The sequence below is a fragment of the Streptomyces sp. AC627_RSS907 genome (assembly GCF_019049165.1).
Window position 1 is genome coordinate 65,312 of sequence record NZ_JAGMUE010000127.1, and the last position, 16,059, is coordinate 81,370.

Below are 16,059 nucleotides of genomic sequence, written 5' to 3' on the forward strand. Positions count from 1 at the left end.
GGAGGGGGCGATCAACCTCTGGGCGACCCGTTCCAGTGGCTCCGGGCACGACGTGGCCGGAGCCCGGGTTCACCAGACAGGTGCGGTGGGTGCCTGCACGCCTGCAGACCGCCGGGCGCCGGGAGTGCGGTCACCTCCCGTTAAGGTGGTCGGCTGTCGCACGGAACGCGGCGATGGACTCGGTCTCCTTGGCCATCTCGGTCATCCGGGCGCCGAACGCCATCTGGATGGAAGCCTTGACGATGCCGGCAGCGGGGTCGGAGCAGTCCTCGTTGCGCCCGGGCCAGTCGCCGCCGGACGACATGCGGTGGACCTCGCGGACGGAGACATCGCCGTACGCCGGCCCCTTGCTCGGGGACGTACTTGGTGACCGGGTCGCCCAGGGAGCCGATGCCTCCCTCGGCGACGGCGAGGCCGACGGCTGTGGCGGTCACCGTCTCGCCCACCGACCAGGAGTTGAACCGGCTCGCCACGTTGTGGACGGAGAAGTACTGCTCGCCCACGACCTCGTTGTCGCGCAGGACGACAGATGAAGCGGTCGAGGAACTCCTGCACGGAGCGCTGCCGGCCGCCGTAGGTGTAACCGACGTCCAGCGCGCCGCCCCTGCGTGGTGCCGCCGGTCACAGCATCCGCACTTCGCTCTCGGGAAGCTTCGCCCACCAGTGGTGGTAGCGGCTGTAGAACTCCGCCTCGCGGTCGCCGAGGAGCGCTCTCAGGGACTGGGCCTCCGCGGCGAGTCCGTCCCAGGTGGCGGGTGACAGGGAGTGGAAGGCCGTGGCCTCGACGCCGCCGTCCACCGGGCGCCACACACCGGCGACATGGCCGTCCACCAGCAACGTGGGCAAGACGTCTCCGTTCCTGCGGATCACCAGGGGGCGGTAGGCCGGGGGTATCACCCGACTGCGGTCGGCATGAGCCAGCAGAATGCTGTCCCACATCGCCATGAGCCGGGGCGGCGCGGGAGTGTCCGCGGGCGGCCGGGGAGCGTCCGGGAGGTCGAACAGCGTGCTGCCGTCCGGTCCCTGTACCTGCTCGACGGCGCCGTCCAGAGCGCACAGCGCCTCGCGGACGGGTGCCCGCCGCACCATGGCGAACTGCGCCACGTCCGCCACCGACGCGGGCCCGAATCCCGCCAGGTAGCGGAGGATCAGGGTCTGCAGCGCCTGCGGATCCACCGCCCGTCCTGCGGGGACGGTCCCGGTCTCCGCCGCGACGAAGGACGGCCGGAGGCCGAATGACCACGGCCCGCCCGTCGGTGCGTGGTGCAGCGGCGCGAACGCCTTCAGCCCCCACCACGCCCCGTCCTTCTTGTCGGCACCGAGCCGTTCCCCGACCCACTCCTGCATCTCTGCCGAGCTCCGCGGCCGGCGGGCGAAGGCCAGCAGTTCCGGCACCAGTTCCTCGGCGTCCGCCGGGGTCAGTCCTGCCTCGGCGAAGCGGAAGCCGAGCCGGGAGGCGTACAGGGTGGGCTGCATCGCCGCGCGCAACACCGGATAATCCCCGGCATGCACGGCGTGCAGGGTGATCCGCATGAGGGTCGCCTTGACCACCGCGCGTCCGGCGAAGGCGGCGTCGAGCTCGGCCGGAGCGAACCTGGTGACCCGGTTCCACAGCGCGACGTACGGCGAGGCCGGATGCTGCGCCTGGAGCGCGACCACGCGCCGGACCGCGTCGGGGACGGTCAGCGGCTCACGTTCCAGCAGCAGTTGGCGGCTGAGGGACGCCCGGTTGAGTTCGCGCGCAGTGATCATAACGGCGCAGGATACCGTCATGTCCCGAACCTTCCGGCGCCTCGTGTTCCAAGGGTCGGTGACACGAACGCGCGCCCGTCAGGGATCGACGGCACGGGTCACCGTGTCCCGCGCGCGAACCGTGTCGCGTGGGCCAGGGAGCCGCGGACGGGCGCCGCCGAAGGGGCCCCGGCCGTCGCCCTTCGGGCGGAGAAGGCGCCGGTCTCCATCGGCCTGCTGGTTTCGACATCGACGACGCGTTCACCGCACTGAGCGTTCCAACACGTCCTGATGGTCGCAGACCCACTGCCAGGCCATCTGAACCTCCCGCACCACCCCCGCGTCACGGAGCCGGGCCATGGCGACGTCACCCGCGTCGGCCTGGGCCTCGATGCCGCGCCGGCACCGGTCCTGCCACCACAGGATCGTGGACACGAGTCGGCGCCGGTCCGGCAACCCGTACCGGTCGACGATCAGCCTCATGCGCCGGGCTGCTTCCCCGACGTCGGTGACACCAGGGCCCAGACCGAGGTACTGCCAGCAGACATGGGCGATGTCGTGGATCCGCGCACCCGGCGCAGCGAGGTCCCAGTCGATGAACGCGGCCGGCCGAAGCTCGCCGCGGCACAGCCGGTAGACCGTGTTCTTGGGGGACAGGTCGTTGTGACACACGACCTCCTGGTCTTCGGCCAGTGGGGTGCCGGCCGTCAGGTCGTGGAACTCACGCACGAGCCGGGCGACCGTCACCAGGCTCTCGTCCGATGTCACACCAGCAGGTTGTCGCGGTTCCCATGCCACATGGCCGTCGAGGTGACTGAGGATCTCGCGGCCCTTCTCGTCCACACCGAGATACCGCGGAGCACCCTTCCAGCCACGGGCTTCGAGCAACCTCAGCAGATCACCCACGTACCGCGTGCGACCCGAGGCCGGGCGGCGCACCGTGTCCCCGACACGAACGACCGCATTGACGAAACCGCCGGGCAAGGGTGTCTCAGGCATCCTCCTACCCTGCCCGATCGTTCCCTCGCCTTCCACGGTGGCCCTCGGGGAACCGTCCCGCTCGGGAGTGGGGGATCCCGCCCGCGAAGGCGTTCGGGTCAGCGATCGGCCGACCCGGCGAGTCCTGCCACCAGCTGACGCGCGTACGCGGTGTCGAGCCCCTCCGGGCGGAAGAGGATGCGGTACATGATGGGAGCGACGACACGGTCGAGGACCGTCTCGACATCGGGTGTGCTCTCCGCGCGGCCGGCCGCGCGGTCGAGGATGACGTCGATCTGCTCGGCCGCGTAGGCCGAGCACTGGCCGGCGTTGCTGCCGTCCGGGTCGCCGAGCAGGGCGTCGCGGATGTAGGCGCGGCCCGTGGGGGCGGACATCTCCTCCAGGAACTGCTCGGCCCAGGCCTCCAGGTCGGCCCCCAGGCTTCCCTTGTCCTGCGGCGCCGTCTCGGGCCGCAGGCGCTCGACGGCCACGTCCGACAGCAGCTCCTGGAGGTCGCCCCAGCGGCGGTAGATCGTGGACGGCGTGACTCCGGCGCGGGTGGCCACGAGGGGGACCGTGAGCGCTTCGCGGCCCACCTCCGCTTCCAGTTCGCGCACGGCGGCGTGCACCGACGCCTGCACCCTGGCGCTGCGCCCACCGGGGCGCACCATTGCTTTTCGGCTCATGGATCCAGCTTAAAGCCAATATGTTGCTTCAAGGGTTCACCTCGCCTCCGGCCTCCAGTACCGGCCCGGCCTCAGCACCCGGCCCCGGCTGGTGCGGCCGGGGCCACTCGCTCAGTTCGTCATACCGCCGCCGGCTGACGCGCGGGCCGGGTCTGCTCGTACGCGTGGCCGACGCGCAGCAGCACCCGCTCGCCGAGGGGTCGGCCGAGCAGTTGCATGCCGATGGGCAGGCCTGCCGTGTCGTGGCCGACCGGTACGGACAGCGAGGGCACCCCGGTGATGTTGGCGGGGGCCGAGAGACGTACGTAGGCGTCGGAGACACCCTCGACGGTGCCGTCCGGCCAGGTGATCGTCTCGTCGTCGGCCCTCACCGCGGTGGCCGGGACCGTCGGGGCGGCGATCACGTCGACCTCCTCCAGCAGGCGCGCCCAGGCCTGCCGCATGAGGGTGCGCGAGCGCTGGGCGCGCAGGTAGTCCCCGGCCGGCATCAGCTCACCGGCTTCGAGGAGGATGCGCACGTCGGCCTGGTACAGCTCGGGGACGGTGCGCAGGGTGCGTTCGTGGTAGGCGGTGGCCTCCGGCACCATCAGGCCCCACTGGGTGGCCTGGATGTAGCGCGTCATGGGGATCTCGACCTCGACGAGGTGCGCGCCGAGGCTCTCGAGCTCGGCCACGGCGCGCCGTACGGCGGCCTCGACCTCCGGGTGGACGTGGTCGAAGTAGTAGTTGCGCGGTACGCCGACGCGCAGTCCTGTCAGTTCCGGGGCACCGACCGGCCGGTAGCCGGGGTCGGAGGCGGCGAGGGAGGCAGGATCGCGGGGGTCGTGGCCGGCCAAGGCGGTCAGGGCCAGGGCGGCGTCCTCGACGGTGCGGGTGATGGGGCCGACGTGGTCCAGCGACCAGGACAGGGACGTGACCCCGTGACGGGGGACGAGGCCGTAGGTCGGCTTGAGGCCGACGACGCCGTTGAGCGCGGAGGGAACCCGGATCGAACCGCCGGTGTCGGTGCCCAGCGCGAAGGTCGCGGCGCCCGCGGCCACGGCGACGGCGGACCCGCCGCTCGAGCCTCCGGCGACCCGGTCCGGGTCCCAGGCGTTGTTGGTCTGCGGGGTGGTCAGGCCGTAGGCGAATTCATGGGTGTGGGTCTTGCCGACCAGGACCGCGCCGGCCGCGCCCAGACGGGCGGCGACCGTGCTGTCGGCCTGCGCCCGGTGGTTGGCACGGACCCGGGAGCTGGCCGTGGTGGCCACGCCGGCCACGTCGATCAGGTCTTTCAGTCCCACGGGGACGCCGTGCAGCGGGCCGTGCGGGCGGCCGGCCGCGACGTCGCGCTCCGCCTCGCGTGCCGCGCGGCGGGCCTGCTCCGCGGTGACGGCGGCATAGGCCCCCAGACGCGGCTCGACCTTCTCGATGCGGTCGAGGACGGAGTCCACCAACTCGACGGGGGACAGCACCCGTGCCCGGATCGCGTCAGCGGCCTGGGCGAGGGACAGCTCATACGGCTGCATCGTTCTTCTCCTCTCCGGCGCGGTAGGCGGCGGCAGGCGGGGTGTCCCCGAAGTCCAGTTCCCGCAGGACCGCGACGACGGAGTGGATGTGGTCGGCGGTGGCGGCCACCGCGGCGTGCCGGTCGGCAGGCAGGGGGAGTCCGGCGCGGTCGGCCCAGAGGGCCGCCTCCGGTGGCGTGAGTTCGGCAGCGGACATGAAGGTTCTCTCCTGATCGGTGGAGCGACGGGAGCACCCCGCACCAAAAGCTAACGGTTTGCTTTAAGTGACAGTAGAGCCTACGGTTCCTTAAAGCAAACCAATTGCCTTTAACGAGAGGAGTCCCATGCCCAGCGCCACGTCGGACGCCGCCGCGCCGCGCCCCTGCTCCGCAGCCCGCGCGGGGAACCGCGCGGCCTCCTTCGCCCTCGACGCGTCGATCGTGGCCTCCCTCCTTGCCGCCTCCAGTGCTCCGACGCCGCTGTACCCCGTCTACCAGGACCAGTGGGGTCTCACCGCCCTGACCGTCACGGTGGTCTTCAGCGCCTACTCCCTGACACTGCTGGTGGCCCTGCTCACCGTCGGGGCGCTCTCCGACCACCTGGGACGGCGCCCCGTCCTGGTCGGCGCCCTGCTCCTGGAGGCGGCCTCCATGCTGCTCCTCGCCTCGGCGGACGGCGCCGGGCCACTCGTCGCCGCGCGCATCCTGCAAGGGGCGGCCACGGGAGCGGCCACCAGCGCCGCGGGCGCCGCCCTCCTCGACCTCGAAGACCCCCGGCGTCCCGGCAGGTCGGCCCTGACCAACAGCATCGCCCCGGTCGCCGGCATGGCGGCCGGCGTGCTGGCCTCCACCCTGCTCGTCCGCTACCTTCCCGCCCCCACGGCCACCGTGTACGTACTCCTGGCGGCACTCTTCGCCGCCCAGGCGATCGCGGTCGTCCGGACGCCGGAAACGGCCCGCCCGCACCCCGGCGCGCTGCGCTCGCTGCGTCCGCGGCTCGCCGTGCCGCCCTCTGCACGCCGCGCCCTGCTGGCAGCCGGCGCCGCAGTCGCCGCAGTCTGGGCACTGGGCGGCTTCTACTCCTCCCTCGGACCGGCGCTCGTGCGTCTGGTCGCCCCCGGCGCCCCGCACGCGCTCGCCGGGATGGTCTTCTTCATCGTCAGCGCCACGGCCACGCTCACCGTGTGGACGCTGCGCGGGACCGCGCCACGCGCCGCCGCCACCGGCGGGACCCTGGTGGTCATCCCCTCCACGGCCCTCAGCTTGCTCGGTCTGCACGGCGCCGGCCTGACCGCCGTCTACGGCGGCGCGGCGCTGGCCGGCATCGCCTTCGGCGCCGTCTCCCAAGGCGCGCTGCGCATGATGCTCGCCTCGCTCGACGAAGGGGACCGCGCCGCGACCCTGGCCGCCTACTACGTCCTCAGCTACCTGTCCATGAGTCTGCCCGCCATCGCCGCGGGCGCTGCCACCCAGCGCTTCGGACTGCGGACCACCTCCCTCACCTACGCCCTGGCCGCCGCTCTCCTCGCCGTCGCGGCGGCGGCAGCACTCACCGTGTCCCGGCGACGACGGCACTCACCGCGCCCCGGCGCACGGCACTCGACCGCGGACAACACCGTCGGCTGAACACCACAGAGCACAGCTGAACACCACTGAGAACAAAGGAAGACGACAGACCATGAACACCGCACCGGCCATCGAGACCACCGCCACCCCCTCCTGGACCGTGGGCGATGTCACCGTCCACCGCGTCGACGAGCTCCCTCTGCCGCCGGCGACCGGACCCTGGCTGCTGCCGGACGCCACCACGGACGTGGTCAAGCAGCAGGAGTGGCTGCACCCCGACTTCGCCGACCACGACGGCGTCCTGCACCTCGACAGCCACAGCTTCGCCCTCACCGTCGGCGGGCTGCGCATACTCGTCGACACCGGCGTCGGCAACGGCAAGGAGCGGGCCAACCCCGCCTGGCACCAGCTGCGGACCGACTTCCTCGAGCGCCTCACCGCCGCCGGTTTCCCGCCGGACTCCGTCGACCTGGTGATCCTCACCCACCTGCACGCCGACCACGTCGGCTGGAACACACGGGAAGTGAACGGCGAGTGGGTCCCCACCTTCCCCGGCGCCCGCTACGTCACCTCCCGCGTCGAGCGGGAGTTCTGGGCCACGTACGCCATGGAGGAGGCGCGCGAGCAGATGTTCCGCGACTCCGTGATCCCGGTCGAGGAGGCGGGGCTGCTCGACCTCGTCGACGTCCCGGCCGAGGGGGTCGAGGTCGCCCCGGGCCTGCGCCTGCTGCCCACGCCCGGCCACACTCCCGGCCACATCGCCGTCGAGCTGACCAGCCGGGGCGAGTCGGCGCTGATCACCGGCGACTGCATCCACCACCCGGTCCAGATCGCTCACCCCGCCATCGGCGCGTGCGTCGACATCGACCCGCAACTGGCCGTGGCCTCGCGTCGCGAGCTGCTCGGCTCCCTCGCCGACACGGACACCCTGGTCCTCGGCACCCACTTCGCGCCGCCCACCGCCGGCCGCGTGATCACCCACGGGAACGCCTACCGGCTCGCGCCCCTCGCCACCGCCCCGCAGACCGTGCCGCACTGACCGAGCCACCGGCCCGCGGGGGACCGTCGGTGCGGGGCGAGGCGTCGGACGGCGCCTCGTGCATGCGCGCGATGCGGGCTGGAGGAGCAAGAACGAGCGGCATGCCGCATGCGGCACTGCGCCGGCGAACGCTCAGTCCTCCGGGCCAAAGCCCCGCGGTCGGATACCGGAGAGCCGAGCACCCCGATGGTGTCCCGCGGGGGACGTGCCCTGCTCAGCGATGCCGCGGCCGAGCTGCCCGGCCGCCCCGGCTGGAGCAGTGCTGGTGGCCGACGCGGGGAGAGGGACGGAGGCTGGACAGGTACGGCGATCACACGTCGGCGTCTCCGTCGTCCCGGAAGCAGGAAACGCCCATGGCCTTCACACACCCCGCCGGCATCGAGGAAAGGCGGGCCCTCGCGGACGTCTGGCCGTGCGCCGAGGCGGCACGCGAACGGCCGGCCCTCGTCACCGGCCCGCTCGGGCGACGACCGGGCGCCGTCCACGACCACCGGTAGGTGCCGTGGCGAAGACGACAGGCTCGGACGGCTCGGGCGGCGGCACGAACGGCGCATGGGACGAGGCGGAGCCGGCCTGGCCGGTCGACCGCAAGGGCGGCCCTGGGCACACGGTCCTTCTGGCACTGGTCCTCGCGGTTCCGGTGACGAAGGTCGCGTACACGGTCGGGGGCGGCGGGGCGGCCCGGGACGTGTTCGTCGCCATGGAACCCGCGAACTGGCCGGACGTCCTGATCGGCATGGTGCTCACCGATCCCCTCCTCGCCTCCGTGCTGGCCGTCACCGTCTCCCGGATCGTGTTCGCCCTGTTCGCGGCGCGCGGCGCGGTGCCGGTGGGCGGCGGCATTCTGCGGGCGCTCCAGCGGACGGCCCTGACCGTCGTCAACCCGATCGCCGTGGGGGTGGTGGACGCGTGTTTCTTCGGCCCCTGGTGGGGGCTGGGCACCGGACTCGCCGCCTACGCGCTGCGCAAGGGCGTGGTGGTGGAGTACCGCTCCGGCAGACGGCGGCCGCACGGGCACCGAGCGGGGCGGCGGACGACAACCGCATCACGCCGTGACGGTGGCGGCTACCAGCCGTCGCCCTGGCTGCGCCGGGCAGCGGCCCTCGAACAGTGGTTGGCCCTGGGCCTGACCACCGTCGCGCTCCCGGTGCTGTCCTTCGCCTCGGCGCTCGACGGGCAGGCGTGGACCTCGATCGTCCGCTGCCAGGTCGTCACGGGCACGCGGGCCGAGAGCAACCGCCTCATCGAGCTGGGCCGCAAGGGGAGCGGCATCGTGGGCTGGAACCTGGACTCCGAGGAGATCTCCAACGGTGCGGGTTGCACGAGCGTGGAAAGCCTGTACGTGCGGGAACCGTGGTGGCGCGGCTGACCGCTCCTCCTCGCGGGCGCGGCTGCGACAAGGGGTCGGCGCGGCGCGGTCCGACGGGCCGTGGCGCACGCCAGGACGGCTCGTACCGGTGGGTCGTCGGTGGCCAGTGCCTGGCACGGGTCGTGGTCGCCCGACGCCTGACCTCTCTCTCCGGCTTTCCGGGCACCGGCGACGAGTGCTCGCGCAGGACCGTCCCGGGCTTGCCCGCGTGGTCGGTCGCTGCGGGCTTGCCCCGGTCAGGCGCGGAAGCGGGAGAGCCGGCCGCCGGCCTTGTGCGCGGCCCGCTCGGCTTCCTGCTCCTGCTCGGAAGAGGCGCTCCTGCTCCTGGCGCTCGCGCCGGCCGGCCTCCGCCCGCGGCTGGGCTACGACCGCTCAGCTCCGGCGGTCTTCGCCCCGGCCGGGGTGGGACTCGCGCGGCCGGCTCCGACCGCACCACACGCACGTCGACGCCCCGGTGCGGACCGTGTCGCCGAACTGCGTCCACACGATCAGCCCCGGGGCCGGAGTCCCGCCCGGCGACCGGCCCTGACGCCCCACCTCGATGCCTGCGGTGGCCAGCAGACTCAGTGGAGGCAGAGGCAGAACGGATGGCCGGCCGGGTCCGCGTAGATCCGCCAATTGGCCCCCGGGCGAATCCGGTCCGTCCGCTGCAGCACGGTCGCGCCGAGGGCGAGTGCCCGTTGTTCCTCTCCGTCGAGGTCGTCCACGTCGAAGTCCAGGTGGAGCTGCTGCGGGCGCTCCTGGCCGGGCCATTCGGGTGCTCGGTAGCCGTCCACCCGCTGGCAGGCCAGCGGCGTCCCCTCGAAGCCGTGCACCTCGATCCAGTCGGCGTCCTCGGGGTCCGCGACCACCCGCCCGCCGAGCAACTCCGCGTAGAACTCCGCGAGCCGTACCGGATCGGCACAGTCCAGCGCGACAGCCTGCAGCTTTCGAATCACTTCCGACGCCCCTCGCTCTGGGGTCGCTTCTCCCACGCCCCGTACGGGAAGGGTCGTACCCGCCACCGCGGCGGGCATGCGCGGCGGCACGCCGGCCCGGGACGACAACCGGGCCGGCAGGAAGCACCGACGCCGCGCCTGGGATCTCCAAGGAAGCGGCCGTCACGCTCCACTTCACCGGCGGCCGGCCACCGGACCGTTCGCGCCTGCTCGTTCACGGAGCGCTGCCCGCCTGAACCCTGGTGTCCGACCGAGCAGCGGCGTCGACCAAGTGACCCGCATCACATCCGAGTCCTGTCAGTAATCGAGGCGCCGCGACGCGCCTCGTACGTGCGGGCCGGTTTCAAGCCCACGCCGGCGAAACGGCGGCTGGCCGGCGGCTCACCCGCCCTGCATATCGCGCGGGTCAACGGCTCCCCCGCTGCCCTGGCCGTGCTCGACGACCGGGTCGTGGGTGCCGTCGCCTTCGACGTGAGCGACGGCAAGGTCTCGTCGTTGCGCGGCATCGCCGCTGCGGGCCGACCAGAGAGCCCGGAGAGAGGGCGGCGGCAGGGGCACCGAGTGGTGGGGCGAGCTCAGGGCTCCCTGAGGGTGTCGGCCTGCGCCCGATCGACGCGGCGGGCGCAGACGCTGCGGAACGCCCTGCGCGAGCGCCTCGTCGCGGAACGACCGTGGCTCGCCGGTCAGACAGGATCTATGACCGTCGCCCGCCGAACTCCCAGTCGTGCACCTCGATCGCGGAGTACCCGCCGGGGGTGAGGACGGCGCGTGCCGCAGCCGGGTCCGGGGCCCTGAGCAGCGCCGCTGTACCCAGCCAGGTGTCACCGTCGTCCGACAGCAGCGGGCCGAACGCGATCAGCTCGTCGCGGTCGGACGGCAGGACCAGGTCGGCGGACCGGCCCGGGCCGAGGCCGAGGACCAGATACCGGTTGCCGCCGGCCGGGCCACCCGGGAAGTCCCACATGGTGCGTCCCAGCATGTTGCGCCACCGGCGCAGCAGCACGTCACGGTACGCGCCGGCCTGGTAGTTGGGCTCGTCGAACGCGAACGCGCGGGCGGCAGCGGGGTCAGGCAGGTCGACGATGTGCACGCTGCCGAGGGGCGTGTCACCGTCGGCGGCGAAGACAGGGCCGCGAGCGATCATCTCCTTGGCGTACCGGTCCATGTACGACCAGTGCTCTTCCAGCAACTCGTTGCGTAGCGTGAGGGAATCGGGCCGGTCGCGGTGGTAACAGAAGAACTCCATGCCCATGACCTTGTCCGACGTACGGCGGCATCGCAACGGGCTGACGTGGGCACAGGCCGCCGGCTGCCTCGGCCTGCTCCCGGTCGGCCGAGGGCGCGCGGCCCGTCGCGGCGTCGACCTGTTCGCCGGAGAACGGCTCCGTGCGCCCGGACGCCGTCCGGTCTCAGGCTTCGTACCAGCCCAGCGCTCCTCCCCCCTCGGAGGGATCGAACGACTGATGGAGTCCGACGAGCGCGGTGACCAGGCGCGGGTCCCAGCCGGGCACCAGCACCCGGTACTCGTCGGCCAGGCCGCGGAAGACGACGTGCGCCCGGCCGAAACCGTCTCTCCAGATGACACGGCGGGGAGGGCCGAACGCGCCGTCTCCCTCGCCCAGGAGGGAAGTGATCAACCACAGCAGGCCGACGGGCAGTCCCACTGGCCACCACAGCGCCCACCACACCAGACGTCCCCGATACCCGCGCAGGGCAGGACCGTTGGCCGGCTCCACGGTCCACCGGGTACGGCTGAGACGGAAGAAACGGCCACGCCGCAGGGTGATCCGTCCGATCAGCGTGCCGGTCGGGTCCTCGACCCGGTAGACGGCGGGGTGCCCGCCCACGCGCGGGCCCAGGTTCCGCTCCGTGGTCACCCGGGCCACGGGAGCCTGCCCGTCGGGGACCAGATGGAAGGCGCGGGCGGACTGGTGCCCGCCCGAGGCAGGGGCGTCGGCGTCGCGGTGGAGGCGAAGAGCTCCCCTCTCGCTGACGACGGCCGGCGGAGACACGGCGTACCTCACCTCATAGGTCACTCGCCCTTCGGGCACGCCCTCCCCCTCCTCGGCTGTGTCAGTCCAGGACCGATGCTTTCACTGCCGCGACGGGGAGCGGCGTCCGGGGGGTCTCGCTCAGCGGGATGCGCCTGGTCCCATCGCGGCGAGGAGCTTGTACTGCACCAACTCGACGACGCCGGCCCGGTGGGGGGCAGCCGCGTCGTCCGGACTCCGGCTCGGTCACGTGGACCCGGTTCTCGTGCGCGCGTGCGACGGCGTCCTGCGGTTCCCCTCCGGCGCCGGATCCGCCGGTACCGGCAGTCCGACGGGACCGGCTCCTGAGGCCGGGCGCCCGAGGGCCGACTCGGTGCTCTCGCCGAGGAAGCCTCCCGACTGGTGCTGCCACAGCTTGGCGTAGGCGCCGTTCGCCGCGAGCAGTTCCTCGTGGCTGCCCTGCTCGACGACGCTTCCGTGGTCGAGGACGACGAGGCGGTCCATGCCGGCGACGGTGCTCAGTCGGTGGGCGACCACGAGGGCCGTGCGTCCGTCCATCAACCGCCACAGGGCGTCCTGGACGAGGACCTCGCTCTCCGAGTCCAGCGCGCTGGTCGCCTCGTCGAGCAGCAGGATCGGGGCGTCGCGCAGGATGGCCCTGGCGAGGGCGACGCGCTGGCGCTGGCCGCCCGAGAGTTTGACTCCCCTCTCCCCCACCAGGGTGGCGAAGCCGTCGGGGAGTTGGTCGGCGAACTCCGTGACGTGCGCGGCCGCGGCCGCCGCGTGGATCTCCTCGTCGGTGGCGCCGGGGCGGGCGAAGGCGATGTTGTCCCGCAGGCTGCGGTGGAACATGGCGGGTTCCTGCGGGACGTAGGCGATCAGTGAGCGCAGGTCGGACTGGCGCAGCCGGCTGATGTCCTGACCACCGATCAGGATGCGGCCGTCGTCGATGTCCGACATCCGCAGCAGGAGCCGGGTGAGGGTGGTCTTGCCGCCGCCGGACCTGCCGACCAGACCGATCCGTGCTCCCGCGGGCACGTCCAGGTCGAGTCCCTGGAAGATCGGCTTCGCACCCGCGTGGGCGAAGGTCACCGCCTCGAAGCGGATGCCGGTGTCCCGTGGTGCGAGCGGTTCGGCTTCCGTCGGGTCGAGCACGGTGGGCGGGTCCAGCAGCAGCTCCGTGAACTGCGCGGCCTCGGTCATCGAGCTCTCCAGGCGCCGGTAGATCTGGTTGAACTCGAACATGATCTGGGTCGCGTTGGAGTAGTAGGTGAAGGCGACGACGACCTCCTCCACCCCCTGACCCGGGCCACCGAAGGCGATGGCGACCAGCAGACCCAGTACGTTGGTCAGCACGGACATCGGGGCGATCAGGGTGTCGACGCGCAGGTTGCCGTAGTCCCACGACCTCAGCGTCAGGCGCCGGGAGTCCGCGACTCGTCTGCGGTGCTCTTCCGCCTCCCTGGGCTCGGCCGCGAACGCCCGGATGGTCTCCATGTTCATGAGGCTGTCGGCGACGTGGCCGGAGACCCGGGCGATGGCCGCCTCACGGTCGTTGACGAGCCTCTGCCGACGGCGGATCAGAGGTGTCGCGGCCACCACGGTCAGTGCGATCATGACAAGGAGGCCGGCGACGAGCATGGGTTCGTAGCTCCACAGCACCACGGCACCGAACACCAGGGGAACGAGACTGCCCACGATCCGGTACGTCACCGTGTCGAAGAAGTCCTCGAAGCGCTTGCCGAAGCTCAGCACCCGTTTGGTCAGGGAGCCGGCGAAGTTGTCGTGGAAGAACGCCGCGTCCTTGGCAAGGAGTTCGTCCATGCCGCTCACGTACAGGTGTTCCATGCCGAAGGCGTCCACGCGGTTCAGGCAGTGCTGCCCGACCCTCCACACGGCCTCGGCGAGCAGCAGCGTCACACCGAAGCCCAGCACGTAGGGCAGCGCGGAGGTGAGGGTGAGCCCCCCGTCGTCGGCGGCCTGTCCTGCCAGTTTCGCGATCAGCAGGGGGGCGACGTAGCGGATGCCGATGTTGCCCACGGCCGGCAGCAGCAGCGCGGGCAGGGCCAGTCTGCGTAGTCGCAACAGCTCCCGGCCGTAGCGGCGCAGTGCCAGAACGACCGCGCTCCTGCCCGGTGCCGGGCCTCGCGTGTCGGTTGTCCCCATCACACTCCCGGAGGTTCGGAAGTCGGAAGTGTCCCGTCAGAGGAGGTTCCCAGTCCAGGCATTTACCGCGGACCGGCGAGAACCGGACACCGTGGCGTTCAGCGTGCGCAGGGGGCGTGTGCGGTGGAGAGCTCACGCCGGCTGGTGCGGGCGTCGTCCTCGCTGTGGAGAGACCCTTGGGCTACTGGTGTGTCGGTCCGCCGATGCCCACCGTCGTCGGCGAGGGTTGCCGAGAGTTTCCCTGACAGGAGGGCGGGTGCGGTGCTGGGCGCGGGAGATGAGGGGCCACGGTGGCCCGCGGCCGAGCCGGGCTTGTGGCAGCAGGTCGTCGAGCGGCTGAGCACGGCCCTGGTCGTGGCGGACCGGACCGGGCGGATCCTCGCGGTCAACCCGGCGGCCGAGCGGCTGCTGGGCCGCACCGCCGCGGCGATGCGCGGGCAGGACGTCCACGACCTGCTGCACCGGGTGGCGGACGGCGGCAGGGTCCCGCGGGGTCAGTGCCCGCTGCTGCGCACCCTGACCGAGGGGACCACGGCGCACGGGGAGGGCGACACCTGCCTGCGGGGCGACGGTCGCCTGGTCGCGATCTCCTGGTCGGCCTCTCCCCTGACGGACCACGGCTCCGTCACGGGCATGGCCGTACTGTTCACGGATGCCGCGGCGGGGCGCGGCGCGCGGCGGGCACGGGCCGCCTACACACGCGCCCTCGAGGACCTGACGGAGCGGCTGACCCTGGTCGCGGAGATCACCGACGTACTCGGTCAGACCCTGGAGACCGACGACGCCCTGGCCCGGCTGGGCCATCTGCTGGTTCCACGCCTCGCCGACTGGACGGCGGTGGACCTCCGGCTCGCCTCCGGGGAGATCCACCGCGTGGCGGTGACCGGACCCGCCGGCCGGGACAGCGGGCTGGAGGGCTGGCGCGAGCACCTCCCCGAGGCCGGTGAGGCGGCTCCCTCGCCTCTGTTCCGGGTGCTGAACGACGGGGATGCCGTGCTCCAGGGCGAGGTGGAGTCGTCGGCCCCGCCCGAGGACCACTCCCCCCTGGCCGCCGTCCACAGCGGATTCCTGCGCGCGGTCGGCGCGACCTCCGCCATCACGGTGCCGCTCGGCGCCGAGCACCGGATCACCGGGGCCCTGACGGTGGTGCGCACCGACCCCGCCCACCCCTTCGACACCGACGACCTGAAGGTCGTACGCGACATCGGCCGCAGGGTCGGCCTGGTGATCGACAACGCCCGCCGGTTCGGCCGCCAGCGCGCCGTCGCCGAGGCCATGCAGCGCAACCTGCTCGCCCCGCTGCCCCAGCCCGGCCGCCTGCGACTGGCCGCCCGCTACCAGCCCGCCCCGGCCGGCTCCCAGGTGGGCGGTGACTGGTACGACGCTTTCGAGCTGAAGGACGGCACGCTCGCCCTGGTCATCGGCGATGTCGTGGGCCACGACCTGACCGCGGCGGCCGGCATGGCCCAGTTGCACGGCATCCTGCGCTCCCTGGCCTGGGACCGCACCGGACCGCCCGGTTCCGTCGCCGACCGTCTCGACGACGCCATGCCCGTGATCACCAGCGTGCCGCTGGCCACGCTCGTGCTCGCCCGGGTGGTGGGCGACCCGGACAGCGGCCCCTGGACCCTGCAGTGGACCAGCGCCGGGCATCCGCCGCCCCTGCTGCTCACCCAGGACGGACAGGCGCGGTACCTGGAGGCCGGTCAGGGGCTCCTCCTCGGCACCGGTCCCCTCCCCGGCACAAGCCGGCCGACCGCCACACGGCCCCTGCCGCCCGGCTCCACCCTGCTGCTGTACACCGACGGCTTGATCGAGACCCCCGGCAGTGACCTCGACACCGGCCTGCGCCGACTGCGCCGTCACGCGCTCACGCTCGCGCACGAACCGCTGGACGTCCTCTGCGATCAGGTGCTCGCCGGCCTGCCTCCCGGCAGTGCCGACGACGTGGCCCTCCTCGCCCTGCGTGTTCCGGCACCGTGACGCGGGAGGCGGCTCGGACGCCGGCGGATCGACGCTCCGCGGCGAGCTGGACCCCGGCGAGGACCTCGCCGCCACCTGCGCCCACCTGGCCGCCGAAGGCCTGACCCGCGTGGGCCGGACCACCCG

General features: G+C 72.6%; 15 protein-coding genes and 2 pseudogenes. 6 read left to right on the top strand and 11 right to left on the bottom strand.

The genetic code is table 11. The features are described 5' to 3' along the window. Positions 1-130: 130 nt before the first annotated feature. The 7 genes and pseudogenes from KUM32_RS43810 to KUM32_RS26530 all read right to left on the bottom strand — a co-directional run bounded on the left by KUM32_RS43810 (position 131) and on the right by KUM32_RS26530 (position 5,099). A complete protein-coding gene (locus KUM32_RS43810) occupies positions 131-304 on the bottom strand; it encodes a hypothetical protein (RefSeq protein WP_254406160.1) in 174 nt (57 codons plus the stop codon). Between the two features lie 49 nt (positions 305-353). Continuing rightward, a pseudogene (locus KUM32_RS43815) lies at positions 354-524 on the bottom strand (serine hydrolase); the annotation flags it as partial. Between the two features lie 97 nt (positions 525-621). Next, positions 622-1,752: a winged helix DNA-binding domain-containing protein gene (locus tag KUM32_RS26510; RefSeq protein WP_254406161.1), complete on the bottom strand. Its 1,131-nt coding sequence runs from the start codon at positions 1,750-1,752 to the stop codon at positions 622-624. 240 nt (positions 1,753-1,992) lie between these two features. Then, positions 1,993-2,499, bottom strand: a complete 507-nt coding sequence (locus tag KUM32_RS26515) for a phosphotransferase (protein WP_308408723.1) — start codon at positions 2,497-2,499, stop codon at positions 1,993-1,995. A 329-nt stretch (positions 2,500-2,828) separates the two neighbouring features. Next, entirely contained in the window at positions 2,829-3,395 is a 567-nt protein-coding gene (locus KUM32_RS26520; RefSeq protein WP_217144474.1) for a TetR/AcrR family transcriptional regulator, read from the bottom strand. A 119-nt stretch (positions 3,396-3,514) separates the two neighbouring features. Continuing rightward, positions 3,515-4,903 carry an amidase gene (locus tag KUM32_RS26525; protein ID WP_217144475.1) on the bottom strand — a complete coding sequence of 463 codons (1,389 nt, stop codon included), beginning with the start codon at positions 4,901-4,903 and terminating at the stop codon, positions 3,515-3,517. Continuing rightward, positions 4,890-5,099 carry a hypothetical protein gene (locus KUM32_RS26530; protein ID WP_217144476.1) on the bottom strand — a complete coding sequence of 70 codons (210 nt, stop codon included), beginning with the start codon at positions 5,097-5,099 and terminating at the stop codon, positions 4,890-4,892. The genes KUM32_RS26525 and KUM32_RS26530 overlap by 14 nt, the downstream gene beginning before the upstream one ends. A gap of 127 nt (positions 5,100-5,226) precedes the next feature. Here KUM32_RS26530 and KUM32_RS26535 point away from each other — a divergent pair, with 127 nt between their 5' ends. The 4 genes from KUM32_RS26535 to KUM32_RS26550 all read left to right on the top strand — a co-directional run bounded on the left by KUM32_RS26535 (position 5,227) and on the right by KUM32_RS26550 (position 8,855). Beyond that, positions 5,227-6,507 (top strand): MFS transporter, encoded by a 1,281-nt coding sequence (locus KUM32_RS26535; protein WP_217144477.1) that lies wholly within the window; start codon positions 5,227-5,229, stop codon positions 6,505-6,507. Between the two features lie 52 nt (positions 6,508-6,559). Then, a complete protein-coding gene (locus tag KUM32_RS26540) occupies positions 6,560-7,486 on the top strand; it encodes an MBL fold metallo-hydrolase (protein WP_217144478.1) in 927 nt (308 codons plus the stop codon). Positions 7,487-7,839: 353 nt separating this feature from the next. Beyond that, positions 7,840-7,983, top strand: a complete 144-nt coding sequence (locus tag KUM32_RS26545) for a hypothetical protein (RefSeq protein ID WP_217144479.1) — start codon at positions 7,840-7,842, stop codon at positions 7,981-7,983. A 5-nt stretch (positions 7,984-7,988) separates the two neighbouring features. After that, complete coding sequence (locus tag KUM32_RS26550; protein ID WP_217144480.1) at positions 7,989-8,855, top strand: hypothetical protein; 867 nt, start codon at positions 7,989-7,991, stop codon at positions 8,853-8,855. Between the two features lie 563 nt (positions 8,856-9,418). On the opposite strand, the gene KUM32_RS26555 is transcribed toward KUM32_RS26550, so the two are convergent. Then, positions 9,419-9,793, bottom strand: coding sequence for a VOC family protein (locus KUM32_RS26555; RefSeq protein ID WP_217144481.1), 375 nt, complete (start codon positions 9,791-9,793; stop codon positions 9,419-9,421). A 315-nt stretch (positions 9,794-10,108) separates the two neighbouring features. Here KUM32_RS26555 and KUM32_RS43820 point away from each other — a divergent pair. Beyond that, positions 10,109-10,315, top strand: a pseudogene (locus KUM32_RS43820) (RNA polymerase subunit sigma-70); the annotation flags it as partial. 172 nt (positions 10,316-10,487) lie between these two features. Here KUM32_RS43820 and KUM32_RS26560 read toward each other — a convergent pair. The 3 genes from KUM32_RS26560 to KUM32_RS26570 all read right to left on the bottom strand — a co-directional run bounded on the left by KUM32_RS26560 (position 10,488) and on the right by KUM32_RS26570 (position 13,950). Then, positions 10,488-11,039, bottom strand: a complete 552-nt coding sequence (locus KUM32_RS26560; RefSeq protein WP_217144482.1) for a YciI family protein — start codon at positions 11,037-11,039, stop codon at positions 10,488-10,490. Positions 11,040-11,202: 163 nt separating this feature from the next. Next, positions 11,203-11,805 (bottom strand): hypothetical protein, encoded by a 603-nt coding sequence (locus KUM32_RS26565; protein WP_217144483.1) that lies wholly within the window; start codon positions 11,803-11,805, stop codon positions 11,203-11,205. 225 nt (positions 11,806-12,030) lie between these two features. Continuing rightward, positions 12,031-13,950, bottom strand: a complete 1,920-nt coding sequence (locus KUM32_RS26570) for an ABC transporter ATP-binding protein (protein WP_217144484.1) — start codon at positions 13,948-13,950, stop codon at positions 12,031-12,033. A 312-nt stretch (positions 13,951-14,262) separates the two neighbouring features. On the opposite strand from KUM32_RS26570, the gene KUM32_RS26575 reads away from it, so the two are divergent. Continuing rightward, positions 14,263-15,933: a SpoIIE family protein phosphatase gene (locus KUM32_RS26575; protein ID WP_254406163.1), complete on the top strand. Its 1,671-nt coding sequence runs from the start codon at positions 14,263-14,265 to the stop codon at positions 15,931-15,933. Positions 15,934-16,059 lie beyond the last annotated feature (126 nt).